The organism is Achromobacter insolitus, assembly GCF_002209555.1.
Lineage (GTDB): Bacteria > Pseudomonadota > Gammaproteobacteria > Burkholderiales > Burkholderiaceae_B > Achromobacter > Achromobacter insolitus.
Window position 1 is genome coordinate 839,702 of sequence record NZ_NJIF01000002.1, and the last position, 13,557, is coordinate 853,258.

Genomic DNA, 13,557 nt, shown 5'->3' on the forward strand with positions numbered 1-13,557 from the left:
GAGGATTACTTTCCTGTAATGTTTGCCGACCGCGAGAGGGTGAATCCGACCTCGGTGCCCTGTCCGCCGCAGCGGGCAAAGGCGTTGCCGCCGTGCATGCGGGCGATGGCCCGTACGATGGCCAGGCCCAGGCCGTGACCGTCGGTGCGCTGGCTGCGGGCGTCGTCGCCCCGGTAGAAGCGGTCGAAGATGCGCGGCAGCGCCTGGGCGGCGATCGGCGCGCCGGGGTTCCTGACCCTGATTTCGACCTCGTCCTGCCGGGCGACGCAGTAGATGTCGATCCCGCGTCCGCGGGGCGTGGCCCGGATGGCATTGCTGAGCAGGTTGGCGATGGCGCGCCGCAACAGGCGCGGGTTGGCCATCAGGTTGGCGCCGCCGTGCGCGGTCAGGGATACGCCGGCTTCGTCCAGCGCTGCCTCGTAGTATTCGGCAACGCGGGCGACTTCCCGGCGCACGTCCACTTCCTGCAAGTCTCCGGCCGGCTCGCCGCCGTCGGCGCGGGCCAGGAACAGCATATCGTTGACCAGCGCTTTCAAGCCTTCGAGTTCTTCCAGGTTCGACTCCAGCACTTCGCGTAGTTCGTGCTCGGTGCGAGGAGAGGACAGCATGACCTCGGCGCCGCTGATCAGCGTGGCCAGCGGGGTGCGTAGTTCATGGGCCACGTCAGCATTGAAGCCCTCCATCTGCTGATATGCCGTTTGCACGCGGCCCAGCATGCCGTTGAAGGTGTGGGTGAATTCGCGCAGTTCGCGGTCGATGCCGTGCTCCGGCAGGCGCACTGCGAGATTGTCCGGCTGGATGCGGGCAGCCTGCTGGGACAGGCGGCGAATGGGGAACAAGGAGCGCCGCACCGCCCACGCCGACAGCACCAGGGTGGCGCCAACCCACACGACGCAGATCAGGATGAGCGCGGTCGCGAAGGCGTACAGGAATCTTGTGCCGGGGCCCAGGTTCACGGCCACGGTAAGTTCTGCGCCGGGCAGCACCGAGCCTTCCAGCGGCATGCGTAATCCGCGCATGTTCCAACCGTCCTGCGAGTGCAAACGGATCTCGGGCCCGGCTATCGTGCGCACGGCCACGGGCGGCGCATCGCCATAGAACACGTTGCCGTCGGCAAGCGTGATCCACGTCTTGAGGTTGCCATGGCCGACCATGATGTTGTCCAGGGCGCTGCGCAGATCCTGCATCTGCGCGAGCGTGGCCTGCATGCCGACCAGGTGGTTGATGAGCTCCAGTTTGCCGGCGACCTCTGTGATTTCCTGGCGTTGCACCTCGCGCTTCAAGGCCCAGAACAGGGTGTATCCGGCAATGCTGGAGACCACCAGCGCAATGACGCCCAGCAGCAGCGTAAGCCGGATCTCCATGGACGGGATGCGGAGCGGCTTCATTTTTCGCGTAGTTCCAGCACGTAGCCCATGCCGCGCACGGTATGCAGCAGCTTCGTGGCGAACGGGTCGTCTATCTTCGCCCTCAGGCGCCGCACGGCCACTTCGATGACGTTGGTATCGCTATCGAAATTCATGTCCCAGACTTGTTCCGCAAGCACAGTCCTGGACAGCACCTGGCCATGGCGCCGCAACATCAGCGTCAGCAACGTGAATTCCTTGGCGGTCAGGTCCAGGCGCATGCCGCCTCGTTGCGCCTTGCGCCGCGCCAGGTCGACTTCCAGGTCGGAAAGCTTGAGCAGTGTGGATTCCTGTCCGCGGCCGCGTCGCAGCAGGGCCTGGATGCGGGCAAGCAGCTCTGAAAAGGCGAACGGCTTGACGAGGTAGTCGTCCGCGCCGCCCTCCAGGCCGCGCACCCGGTCTTCCACCTTGTCGCGGGCGGTCAGCATCAGCACCGGCGTTTCCTTGTGCTTGCGCAGCTCTGACAGCACGCCAAAGCCGTCGACGCCGGGCAGCATCACATCCAGAACCACTACGTCGTAGTCGCCCTCGAGAGCGGCGTGCCGTCCGTCGATGCCATCGCGCGCGATGTCGACCACGTAGTTCTGTTCGGTCAGTCCTTTGCGAACGTAGTCCGCGAGCTTTCTTTCATCTTCGATCAAGAGGATACGCATGGGGTCTCGCTTTCCTTGCACAAATGTAATGAGTCGGTCCGGCTTTTGTAATTGCCGACTGCGTAGAGTTCAGCGTGTCGGCCAAGTTCCCGCTTGGCGGCGCTGAAACACAAGGAGCGATCCATGTACGTTCGAGAAACCCCGGTTGCAGCCGTTGCCACGGCCGCGCTTTTGTCTCCGGTGCTGGCCCATGCGCGGCAGACCTTCGAACTCGCCAACGACGAAGTCGGCGTTGCGATGCATTATGCACCGGGCACGTTCGCGTGTGTACAAGCCCGGCAGAAACCAGCTTATCGGGCCGGCGCGTTCGGGGCCTGAGCAGACGCGCCGCCATGAAAATTCTGTACACCAACTTTCATCGCGGCGACGGAGGCGGGCACACGACCTATGTGTTGTCGCTGGCGGAAGCGTTGCGCGACGCGCACGACGTGGTCGTGGCGGCGCCGGCCGAAAGCCGGCTGTTCAAGGTTGCGCGCGCAATGCCTGGCGTGCGGACCCAGGCGCTGGATTTCCGGGGGGGGATGCTGGCGGCCTTGCCCGCTGCCAGCCGTCTGCGCCGGCTGCTGGTGCAAGAACGCTTCGACGTTGTTCATGTGAACGGGGCGGCCGACCATCGCGTATGCATGTTCGCCACCTTGGGCCTGGGGGCGGACAGCCCCGCAGTGGTGTATACGCAGCATAACGACAGGCCTGCCAGCAGTTTCGGGGCGATGATGCGCGCCCGGCTGGCGACGGACCGCGTCATCTGCGTCTGCGAGCACACACGCCGCAAGCTGATGCGCAGTGCATTCGGACGCTGCGGGTTGCGCACCGTGCGCAATGGAGTGGACATCGTGCGATTCGCTCCACCCACGCCGGTTGCCGCGGCGCAGGCCCGGCGCCGTTGGCTGCCTGCGGCGCTCGCGGACCGCCTGGTGGTCGGAAGCAACGCCGGCACTGCGGACTACAAGCGCTGGCCCGACATGGTCGAAGCGGTGTCCTTGCTGCCCGCGCCGCTGCGCGAACGCGTCGTCGTCATGGTCGCGGGCGAGCCGCCCGGCGAGCACGAGCGCCGGCGGGTGCGAGAGCTGGGCATGGAAGACCAGGTGGTCTTCCCCGGTTTGCTGGAGGATGTCCGCCCCTTCGTGGCGGCGCTGGACGTGGGCTTTGTGCTGTCGTCGGAGATGGAGACCATCTCGTTCGCGTGCCGCGAGATGATGGCCATGGGCGTGCCCGTCATCGTCAGCAAGGCTGGCGGCTTGGCCGAGAATGTGCACGCGGGATTGGACGGTTGGGTGGTGCCGGCGCGGGCGCCGGAGACCGTGGCCGCCGTGTTGCGTGACATTCTGGCCCAGCCGCGCCTGCTGGGGCCCATGGGGCGGGCCGCCCGGGAGAAAGCCGTGCGCGATTTCGCGCTAACTCGCTTCGTGGCGGACACGCATGCGGTCTATGTGGAAGCGCTGGCGCAAGCGCAGCGTCCTTTGCGGCTGGCGTAAGCCGCGTGCGGCCGCCGGGCGACGGCGCAGCCGGTCAAATCATCGACTTGCCACTGCGTTTTGCCGCGCGGATGTCCTGCCACAACGTGACGCACAGCAGCACCAGGATGAGGGCGGAAATGGCGGGCCAGACCAGAAAGTAGAATGTCAACCACATATCAATCTCCTTGTTGCTGGTTTTCAGGGCTCAGCCCTGGGCGGGCTGGACGACGGGACGCTGTCCCGCGGTTGCAGACATGGCTTCCTGCGCTTCCTGGAAGGACGTGACGCGGTCCGCCAGAAGAGCGAAGTCGAACCGCTGCCGGTTGAGCAGGCTGAGGCCTGCGCACACCGTTGCGCTGACGCCATAAGCGGTCAGAGACCCCATCAGGACGATGTACTCGCGCAAGGTGCCGATGAACGCGGGCAGCATGACGAGGATGCCAGCCGCACCTACCGCGAGCGCTGCCGTGCGGCCGAAGAAGCCGAATGTCATGAGTCCCAGTACGACGCCACCGCCGATGGCCGAACAGATCTCGAAGAAGACGGCGACGGCGCCAGTGATGGGAATCAGTTCGAAGCGAACGATGGTGAACAACAGCACGGCGCTGAGCACCGCGCTGACGAAGGCGCGATTGTCGACGCGGTCCCAGTAGAAGCTGGCAATGACGGGAAACACGATGGCGCCCCACAGCGCGCCGACGAATACCAGCATGACCAGTATGTCCAGGCGCAGGCTGGCGAAGATGACGCCGATCATCGTTGCCACGATCATGGTGGCGCGGCCCCACCACAGCATGCGCCGCGGGTCCGGACGGCCGCCCGCCAGATTCTTGGCGTACACGTCGGTCATGACGATGGCCGAGAGCGCGGCCAGATCGGAGTCCGCGGTCGAGGACAGCGAACCCACCACCAGCAGGAAGAACAGCGCGATGCCAAACGGCGGCAGATAGGTAGACGCCATCTGCGGGATGATGTTGTTCATGTCGCCATTGGAGGGTTCCAGGCCGACGAAGAGCGCCAGCAGTCCCAACATGCCCAGTCCGATGACGACGGCGCCGTAACCGGCAGTGGCGGTCAGAAAGGTCGGTTTGATGAGGTCTTCGCGCACCGCGAACAGGCGCTGGGCGATGGTCTGGTTGCCGATGGCATAGGCCAGCACGGCCACGAAGTAGGGGGCGCCCTGTTCGAGGATGGCCCGGGTCGAATAGAAGTCCGCCTGTTCGGGGCTGAGGCGCCACATATTGGCCGACAGCAAGTCGGGGCCGCCCGCATTGAAGAAGATGAGCGGAATGATGATGACCGCTGCGATGATCATGGCGGCCAGCTGCGCGAAGTCAGTCATGACCGATGTGCGGAATCCCGACCACAGTGTGTACGACAGGACCCCCAGGCCGGCGATCAGCACGCCCTGGATGAAAGTCAGCGGGCTCAGGATGGATACCAGTGCGCCAGCGGCGGTGAAGTTCACCATGAGGCTGATGCAGCTGCCCACGATATTGGATACCGCCATGATCATCTGGCTGGAGGTGCCGTGGCGCGCATGGATGACCTCGGCCAAGGTGTGCGCCTTGGGCGCCAGTTTGCGAAAGCGCTTGCCGAAGGGATAGATGAAGAGAATCATCAGCGCGCCCCAGAAGCCATAATGCAGCGGACCGGAAAGCCCGTACTTGTAGCCCGACGTGGCGCTGGCGTAGAACGACGCGGCCCAGATCCAGGTGGCGATCATGCTGGCGGTTGACAGCCCAAAGCCGACCGCGTTGTTCGACACCATGTAGCCGTCCACGTTTTCGTTCTTGCGGCCGATGAACAGCGACATGAGGAACGTTGCGCCATAAAAGCCCACGAGCAGCAGGGTGGCGGTGGTGCCGGATAGCTGAAAGAATTCTGTCTCTTGCATCGTCTTCGTCCTTTCTCCTTGACAGCGTGTTCATGACGGACGGTCATGGCTGCATGAAGGCCGTTTCCGCAGGATGCGCAGGGCGGCAAACCCCGATGACGCAGCCGAAACACCAGGCGATCGGCCGTAGGCGCGATCGCAAGCCTGCCCGGCGCGGGCGCGGCAAGCGACGCCCTCGGCCGGACAGCGGCAAGGCACACCGTGTAGGTGTCTTGCTGCCGCATAACGCAGAACGCTTTGTGCTTTAGACGTTGCCCGATGCGGCGAGCGATGGTCCTGCCTGGTGGGCAGGGATTTGTTCCGCGGCCTTCATGGCCGGGTTTGGGTGTTTCGGCGTTACACGCCGGGCCGCTGTGCGCGGCCTTGTGACGGATGCCTGCAGGCGACGTGCATCGTCTGGCAGGCATGCGTGGTGAACTACAACAGGCGCCAAGTATAGGGACATACCCCGCTCGAGTCCAGCACGCGGCCGCCAGGCGTACCTGCGTTGCGCCCGGAAAAGCCGGGTATCGCGATTCGCATTGGCGGGTATCGCAACACTTAATTGGCCGTCGCGCGCGCCGTCCGATAAGGTAGAAGGCCTGCACTGGCCATGCGACTTGCATGGCAACAGGAAACAAGCAAGACCGAGACAGAACATGACAGACCGCCTATACATCAATGCCGTCGGCGCGGACGGCAATCCCCTATTCCTGCACGTGCGCGATGGCCGCATCCTTGCACTGGGCGCCGAGGCGCCTGCTGTAGACGGGGCCCGCGTGACCGACCTGCGTGGGCACCTTGTGCTGCCGGGCTTTGTCGATGGCCATATCCATCTGGACAAGAGCTTCGTCGGCGACCGCTGGCGGCCTCATCGGCCCGCAGCGAGCCTGCGCGAGCGGCTGGCTATCGAGAAGGAAGAGCTCGCTGCCGCGCCGCCCATAGAAGGGCGCGCCGATGCGCTCATCGCGCAGGCTGCGGCGTTCGGCACGGTGGCGATGCGATGCCACGTGGACGTGGATGCCACGACCGGCCTTGCTAACCTGCACGCCGTCATGGCGGCGCGAGAGAAATGGCGCGGCACCGTCGATATCGAACTGGTGGCGTTTCCGCAGGCAGGCGTGATGTCCTGTCCGGGCACGCCAGCATGGCTGGAAGCCGCCGTGCGCGAAGGCGCTGAAGTGGTGGGCGGCATCGATCCCTCCACCTTGGACGGCGATGCCGACGGGCAGCTGGATTGCGTGTTTGGCATCGCGGACCGGTTGGGCGCGAAGATCGACATCCATCTGCATGAGCCAGGCGAACAAGGCGTCGAGCAGCTTGCCCGCATTGCCGAGCGCACGCGCGCGCTGGGTCTGGTGGGCAGGGTTGCGGTCAGCCATGCCTATGCGCTGGGCGACGTCGGGCCGCAAAGCGTGGACGACGTGGCGCGCAAGCTGGCCGATGCCGGCGTGGCGATCATGACGAATGCCCCCGGCGACCGGGCCTTTCCGCCCGTATTGGCGTTGCTGGCCGCCGGCGTGCGGGTGTTCACGGGCAACGACAACATCCAGGACAGCTGGTGGCCCTACGGCAACGGCGATATGTTGCAGCGAGCGATGCTGATTGGCTACCGTTCGGGCTTCTACACGGACGCCGATCTGCTGACTGCCCTGGACTTGGCATCCCACGCGGGCGCGGCGGTATTGGGCCTGGAGGGCTACGGCCTGCGGACGGGCAATGAAGCGACCTTCGTGGCGGTGCCCGCGCCCAATGGCGCCGCGGCAGTCGCCGCCGCGCCGGCGCAGCGGTTTTTGTTCCGCGGGGGCGAACCCGTGGGCGAAGCCGTGAAGGTTTTCGGCAACGTCAGGCCGGCGGCGTAACCATTGCCGCGCGTTCTTCGCAGTAGTCTGTCAACGCGCGCCGCAGCGCGAGGCCGGCGTCGCTGAGCCGGGATCGCGCATAGAGCGACAGATACAGGCCACGAGGCGCCGGGAATCCTTCTTCGGGCGTGAGCCGCCGGTGTTCTGCGGTTGCGCAGGCGGCGGGCAGCAAGCTGATTCCTAGTCCCGCGGCAACCGCCGCGCTGAGGCTGGGCAGGCTGGGGCTGGAGAAGCGCACGTGCCAGGGCTTGCCGCTGGTTTCCAGCATGGCTGTCATTTCATGGCGGTACAACGCGCCGGCGGGAAAGGCCACCAGCGGCACGGCGGTATCGGGCGCGGGCGGCGGGGCGTCGCGGGCGGTGATCCAGCACAATGGCTCGGGCCAATGCGCGTCGCAATCGGCATCGACTTCCCATTGCTTGACGAGCAGCAGGTCGAGTTCGCCATCGCGGTAGCGCCGCAGCAGTTGATGGCTCAGGCCGCCTTCGACCTCCACGCGCAGGCGTGGATAGGCCGATTGCACTGCTGCCAGCGTGGGCATGAGCGTGGCGCCCATGAAGTCTTCGGGTGCGCCCAGTCGCAGCACCGCGCTGGCTTGCGCGGCGGCCACGCTTTCGCGTGCCTCCTCGGCCAGGCGCAGGATGCTGCGGGCGTAGCCCAGCAGGCGCTCGCCTTCCTCGGTGGGCAGGACGTGGCGCTGCGTGCGGTCCAGCAGGCGGCAACCCAGGTTCTCTTCGAGCCGGATGACGTGCTGGCTGACGGTGGATTGCGTGAGGTGCAGGTGTTCGCTCGCGCGGGTGAAGTTGCCCGTGTCCACGACGGTGAGGAAGCTGCGCAGCAGGACTGGATCTAGCATTTGGACTTCCACTTGAATCTATCGAGCCAATTAATTTCATAATACTTGGGCCGGTCGCCATACTAAGTGTTTCGTGTGGCGTCCCGCCGACCCGGCGGGACCCCTGCTGTTGATCTGGAGGAAACATCAATGCCTATTTTTCGCGCAGGCCGCATCTGGCTAGCCGCATTCCTGTTGAGCATGGGAGGCGCGGCCGGCGCCGCGAGCCCGGATACGTCGCTGCTGACCGCCGCGGGCGATGGCGACGTTGCCCGCGTCAAGCAGCTGTTGGAACAGGGCGCCGCCATAGAGACTCGGGATGCGCAAGGCAATACGCCGTTGCTGCGCGCCACCCAGGGCAACCACGTCGAGGCGGCGCGCGCCCTGATCGAGGCCGGCGCCAACGTTAACGCGCAGAACGCTATCCATGACAGCGCCTACCTGCTGGCCGGCGCCCGAGGCTATCGCGAAGTCCTGGCGCTGACGCTGGCGCATGGCGCAGACCTGAAAAGCACCAATCGCTACGGCGGAACCGCCCTGATTCCCGCCTGCGAACGCGGGCACGTCGAGGTGGTGGACATGCTGTTGCGCGCGGGCGTGGATCCGGATCACGTGAACAACCTCGGCTGGACCGGCCTGCTCGAAGCCGTGATCCTGGGCGACGGCGGCGCGCGCCACCAGGCGATCGTCAAGCGGCTGATCGAAGCCGGTGCGGACGTCAACCTGGCTGACGGCAAAGGGGTGACGCCGCTGCGGCATGCGCGCGAGCGTGGACAGGCCGAGATTGCGCGCCTGCTGGAGGCAGCAGGGGCGAAGGGCTGAGACGCCAGCGCAGGCCGAAAAAAAACGGGGCATATCGCCCCGTTTTTCATGCAGGCAAGCTTGCCCCCGGTTTAGAAGCCGACGCGAGGCACGTGCACCCGGCCTTCCATCAGCACACGGGCGCTGCGGCTCATGATGGCCTTGGTGACCTTCCATTCGCCGTCCACGAGCTTGGCCTCGGCGCCGACGCGCAGGGTGCCGGACGGATGGCCGAAGCAGACGTTGTCGCGTTCGCCGCCGCCCGCCGCCAGATTGACCAGCGTGCCTGGCACGGCCGCGGCGGTGGCGATGGCGACGGAGGCCGTGCCCATCATCGCGTGATGCAGTTTGCCCATGGAGAGCGCGCGCACCAGCACGTCGATGTCGCCCGCGCCGATTTTCTTTCCGCTGGACGACACGTATTCCCTAGGCTTGGCCACGAACGCGACCTTGGGCGTGTGCTGGCGACCGGCGGCCTCTTCCAGCGTCTTGATCAGGCCCATGCGCAGCGCGCCGTGGGCGCGGATGGTCTCGAAGCGCGCCAGCGCGGCGGCGTCGCCATTGATGTCGTCCTGCAGTTCGGTACCGGTGTAGCCCAGCGCTTCGGCATCCAGGAAGATCGTGGGGATGCCCGAGTTGATCATTGTGGCCTTGAAGGTGCCGACGCCGGGCACTTCCAGGTCGTCCACCAGGCGCCCGGTGGGAAACATGGAGCCGCCTTCGCCTTCTTCCGCCGGATCCATGAACTCCAGGCGCAGCTCTGCGGCGGGGAAGGTCACCCCGTCCAGTTCGAAGTCACCGGTTTCCTGCACGGCGCCATCGGTCATGGGCACATGAGCGATGATGGTTTTCTGGATGTTGGCCTGCCAGATGCGGACAACGGCAATGCCGTTCTGCGGCACGCGGGCCGCATCGACCAGGCCATTGGTGATGGCGAACGGGCCCACGGCGGCCGACAGGTTGCCGCAGTTGCCGCTCCAATCCACGAAGGGCTTGTCGATCGACACCTGGCCGAACAGGTAGTCCACGTCATGATCGGGACGCGTGCTCTTGCCGATGATGACGGTCTTGCTGGTGCTAGAGGTGGCCGCGCCCATGCCGTCGATCTGCTTGCCGTACGGATCGGGGCTGCCTATCACGCGCATCAGCAGCGCGTCGCGCGCGGCGCCTGGCACGCGCGCGGATTCGGGTAGGTCGTCAAGCTTGAAGAACACGCCTTTGCTGGTGCCGCCGCGCATGTAGGTGGCGGTTATCTTGGTCTGGGGAGCATGGGTCATGGGGCAGTCCTGATGATGGGGGGATGTGGCGGACGCCACAGCGCCCGCCTTGCCGATGGCGTATCAGCCGGCCTTCTTGTCGGCGCCGGAGGCCTCCAGGAAATCCTGGGCGAAGCGCTGCAGCACGCCGCCGGCTTCGTAGATCGAGACTTCCTCGGCGGTGTCCAGGCGGCAGGTCACGGGAACCTGCACGGTTTCGCCATTGCGGCGGTGGACCACCAGCGTGAGGTCGGCGCGCGGGGTGCGTTCGCCGATCACGTCATAGCTTTCCGTGCCGTCCAGGCCCAGGGTTTTGCGGTTGACGCCGGGCTTGAATTCCAGCGGCAGCACGCCCATGCCGATCAGGTTGGTGCGGTGAATGCGTTCGAAGCCTTCGGCGACGATGGCTTCCACGCCGGCCAGGCGCACGCCCTTGGCGGCCCAGTCGCGCGACGAGCCTTGGCCGTAGTCGGCGCCGGCCACAATGATCAGCGGCTGTTTGCGGTCCATGTAAGTCTCGATGGCTTCCCACATGCGCATGACCTTGCCTTCGGGTTCCACGCGCGCCAGCGAGCCCTGCTTTACCGTGCCGTCTTCGTTCTTCACCATTTCGTTGAAGAGCTTGGGATTGGCGAAAGTGGCGCGTTGCGCGGTGAGGTGGTCGCCGCGGTGGGTGGCGTAGGAGTTGAAGTCTTCTTCGGGCAGGCCCATCTTGTGCAGGTATTCGCCCGCGGCGCTGTCCATCAGGATGGCGTTGGAGGGCGACAGGTGGTCGGTGGTGATGTTGTCGCCCAGCACGGCCAGCGGCAGCATGCCGCGCAGCGTGCGTTCACCGGCCAGCGCGCCTTCCCAGTACGGCGGGCGGCGGATGTAGGTGCTCTGCGCGCGCCATGCATACAGCGGGCTGACCGCGGCCTTGCGGTCGTCCTGGATGCCGAACATGGGGGCGTAGACCTTGCGGAATTGCTCGGGTTTGACCGCCGACTTGACCACGGCGTCGATCTCTTCGTCGCTGGGCCAGATGTCCTTCAGGCGGATCTCGCGGCCGCTGGCGTCATGGCCCAGCACGTCGCGCTCGATGTCGAAGCGGATGGTGCCGGCGATGGCATAGGCCACCACCAGCGGCGGCGAGGCCAGGAAGGCCTGCTTGGCATAGGGGTGGATGCGGCCGTCGAAGTTGCGGTTGCCGGACAGGACTGCGGTCGCGTAAAGGTCGCGGTCGATGATTTCCTGCTGGATGACGGGGTCCAGCGCGCCGGACATGCCGTTACACGTGGTACAGGCAAAGGCGACCACGCCGAAGCCCAGTTTTTCCAGTTCCGGCGTCAGGCCGGCTTCGTCCAGGTACAGCGACACCGCCTTGGATCCCGGCGCCAGCGAGCTCTTCACCCAGGGCTTGCGGGTCAGCCCGGCACGGTTGGCGTTGCGCGCCAGCAGGCCGGCGGCGATGACGTTGCGTGGATTGCTGGTGTTGGTGCAGCTGGTGATGGCGGCGATGATCACGGCGCCATCGGGCATCTGGCCGGGATTGTTTTCCACCACGCCAGAGATGCCGCGCTCTGCCAGGTCGCTGACCGGCAGACGGCGGTGCGGATTGGACGGGCCGGCCAGGGTGCGCACCACGCTGGAGAGATCAAAGCGCAGCACGCGTTCGTATTCGGCGTTCTTGAGGCTGTCGGACCAGAGGCCCGCGGTCTTGGCGTAGGTTTCCACCAGGGCGATCTGTTCGTCCTCGCGGCCGGTCAGGCGCAGATAGTCGATGGTCTGCTGATCGATGGAGAACATGGCAGCCGTCGCGCCATACTCGGGCGCCATGTTCGAAATGGTGGCGCGGTCGCCCAGCGTCAGGCTGGCGGCGCCTTCACCGTAGAACTCCAGGTAGGCGCCCACGACCTTCTCCTTGCGCAGGAATTCGGTCAGGGTCAGCACGATGTCGGTGGCGGTGATGCCCGGTTGCGCGCGGCCAGTAAGTTCCACGCCAATGATGTCGGGCAGGCGCATCCAGGAGGCGCGGCCCAGCATGACGTTCTCGGCTTCCAGGCCGCCCACGCCGATAGCGATCACGCCCAGCGCATCCACGTGCGGGGTGTGGCTGTCGGTGCCGACCAGCGTGTCGGGGAAGGCCACGCCGTCTTGCGTGTAGATGACGGGGGACATACGCTCCAGGTTGATCTGGTGCATGATCCCGTTGCCCGGAGGCACGACTTCGATGTTGCGGAAGGCCTGCTTGGTCCAGTCAATGAAATGGAAGCGGTCTTCGTTGCGGCGGTCTTCCACGGCGCGGTTCTTGGCGAAGGCATCGGGGTCGTCGCCACCATATTCCACGGCCAAAGAGTGGTCGACGATCAACTGCACCGGCACTACCGGATTGACCTTGGCGGGATCGCCGCCCTTGTCGGCGATGGCGTCGCGCAGGCCGGCCAGGTCCACCAGCGCGGTCTGGCCCAGGATGTCGTGACAGACGACCCGTGCGGGGAACCACGGGAAGTCCAGGTCGCGGCGGCGCTCGATCAACTGCTTCAACGCGTCCGTCAGCATGGCCGGATCGCAGCGGCGCACGAGGTTTTCCGCCAATACCCGCGAGGTGTAGGGCAGGCGGTCATAGGCCCCGGGCGAAATCGCCTCGACGGCGGCGCGGGTGTCGAAGTAGTCCAGGCGAGTGCCAGGCAGGGGCTTGCGGTAGTTTTGGTTCATGCCTCGGTGCGCTGCAGGTTGCCCTGCGCGATCTGCTGTTCGATGTTGAGACGGGATGCGCGGATGTGGCGGCGCATCAGGATTTCAGCCAACTCGCCATCGCCGTCGGCAATGGCGTCCAGAATGCGGTGATGCTCGGCATAAGCCTGCCGGGGGCGGTTGGGCGTTGTCGAATACTGGATGCGGTACATGCGCGCCAGCTGGTAGAGCTCGTCGCACAGCATGCGGAACAGCATCTGGTTGCCGCTGCCCTTGACGATGCGGTAGTGGAAATCGTAATCGCCTTCCTGCTGGTAGTAGCCCAGCCCGGCCTGGAACGCCTCGTCGCGCTCGTGCGCTTCCAGCACGGCTCGCAGCTCGGCGATCTCCGAGGGCGGCATGCGCTCGGCCGCCAGGCGGCAGGCCATGCCTTCCAGCGATTCCCGGATTTCGTAGAGTTCGGAGAGTTCCTGCTGCGACAGCGACACGACGCGGGCGCCGGCATGCGGCACGCGGACCAGCAGCTTCTGGCCTTCGAGGCGGTGCAGGGCTTCGCGCAGCGGGCCGCGGCTGACACCGTGGATACGGGCAAGCTCAGGTTCGGAAATCTTGCTGCCGGGGGCGATTTCGCCTTTGACGATGGCGGACTGGATCTTGCGGAAGATATGTTCCGCGAGCGTCTCGTTATCGCCGGGGGCAGCCGCGGGCAGCGTCAGCACTTTGCTCATTGTGTTGACA

At 65.7% G+C, this 13,557-nt stretch carries 12 protein-coding genes; 4 read left to right on the forward strand and 8 right to left on the reverse strand.

Annotated elements, in window-relative coordinates; genetic code table 11:
* Positions 1–5: 5 nt before the first annotated feature.
* Positions 6–1,388, reverse strand: coding sequence for a heavy metal sensor histidine kinase (locus tag CEY08_RS09395; RefSeq protein ID WP_076817490.1), 1,383 nt, complete (start codon positions 1,386–1,388; stop codon positions 6–8).
* Complete coding sequence (locus CEY08_RS09400) at positions 1,385–2,059, reverse strand: heavy metal response regulator transcription factor (RefSeq protein WP_063639523.1); 675 nt, start codon at positions 2,057–2,059, stop codon at positions 1,385–1,387. Before CEY08_RS09400 ends, CEY08_RS09395 begins: the two co-directional genes overlap by 4 nt.
* A gap of 123 nt (positions 2,060–2,182) precedes the next feature.
* Between CEY08_RS09400 and CEY08_RS09405 the strand changes: the two genes are divergently transcribed.
* Positions 2,183–2,377, forward strand: a complete 195-nt coding sequence (locus CEY08_RS09405) for a hypothetical protein (protein ID WP_042795257.1) — start codon at positions 2,183–2,185, stop codon at positions 2,375–2,377.
* A gap of 14 nt (positions 2,378–2,391) precedes the next feature.
* Complete coding sequence (locus CEY08_RS09410) at positions 2,392–3,534, forward strand: glycosyltransferase (protein WP_088607636.1); 1,143 nt, start codon at positions 2,392–2,394, stop codon at positions 3,532–3,534.
* A 34-nt stretch (positions 3,535–3,568) separates the two neighbouring features.
* Here the strand turns inward: CEY08_RS09410 and CEY08_RS30070 are convergent, their stop codons facing one another.
* Positions 3,569–3,691: a putative transporter small subunit gene (locus CEY08_RS30070; RefSeq protein WP_088607637.1), complete on the reverse strand. Its 123-nt coding sequence runs from the start codon at positions 3,689–3,691 to the stop codon at positions 3,569–3,571.
* A gap of 30 nt (positions 3,692–3,721) precedes the next feature.
* Positions 3,722–5,413: a sodium:solute symporter family protein gene (locus CEY08_RS09420; protein WP_076817492.1), complete on the reverse strand. Its 1,692-nt coding sequence runs from the start codon at positions 5,411–5,413 to the stop codon at positions 3,722–3,724.
* 638 nt (positions 5,414–6,051) lie between these two features.
* Here CEY08_RS09420 and CEY08_RS09425 point away from each other — a divergent pair.
* Entirely contained in the window at positions 6,052–7,254 is a 1,203-nt protein-coding gene (locus CEY08_RS09425; RefSeq protein ID WP_076817495.1) for an amidohydrolase family protein, read from the forward strand.
* On the opposite strand, the gene CEY08_RS09430 is transcribed toward CEY08_RS09425, so the two are convergent.
* On the reverse strand, positions 7,238–8,110 hold the full coding sequence (locus CEY08_RS09430) for a LysR family transcriptional regulator (protein ID WP_042795254.1): 873 nt from the start codon (positions 8,108–8,110) through the stop codon (positions 7,238–7,240). The genes CEY08_RS09425 and CEY08_RS09430 overlap by 17 nt on opposite strands.
* Before the next feature lie 129 nt (positions 8,111–8,239).
* Between CEY08_RS09430 and CEY08_RS09435 the strand changes: the two genes are divergently transcribed.
* A complete protein-coding gene (locus CEY08_RS09435; protein WP_076817497.1) occupies positions 8,240–8,911 on the forward strand; it encodes an ankyrin repeat domain-containing protein in 672 nt (223 codons plus the stop codon).
* Between the two features lie 71 nt (positions 8,912–8,982).
* Here the strand turns inward: CEY08_RS09435 and prpF are convergent, their stop codons facing one another.
* The 3 genes from prpF to CEY08_RS09450 all read right to left on the reverse strand — a co-directional run bounded on the left by prpF (position 8,983) and on the right by CEY08_RS09450 (position 13,547).
* Positions 8,983–10,167, reverse strand: a complete 1,185-nt coding sequence (prpF, locus tag CEY08_RS09440) for a 2-methylaconitate cis-trans isomerase PrpF (protein ID WP_076817499.1) — start codon at positions 10,165–10,167, stop codon at positions 8,983–8,985.
* A gap of 63 nt (positions 10,168–10,230) precedes the next feature.
* On the reverse strand, positions 10,231–12,840 hold the full coding sequence (acnD, locus tag CEY08_RS09445) for a Fe/S-dependent 2-methylisocitrate dehydratase AcnD (protein WP_076817501.1): 2,610 nt from the start codon (positions 12,838–12,840) through the stop codon (positions 10,231–10,233).
* On the reverse strand, positions 12,837–13,547 hold the full coding sequence (locus CEY08_RS09450; protein ID WP_063639530.1) for a GntR family transcriptional regulator: 711 nt from the start codon (positions 13,545–13,547) through the stop codon (positions 12,837–12,839). Before CEY08_RS09450 ends, acnD begins: the two co-directional genes overlap by 4 nt.
* Between the last annotated feature and the right edge of the window lie 10 nt (positions 13,548–13,557).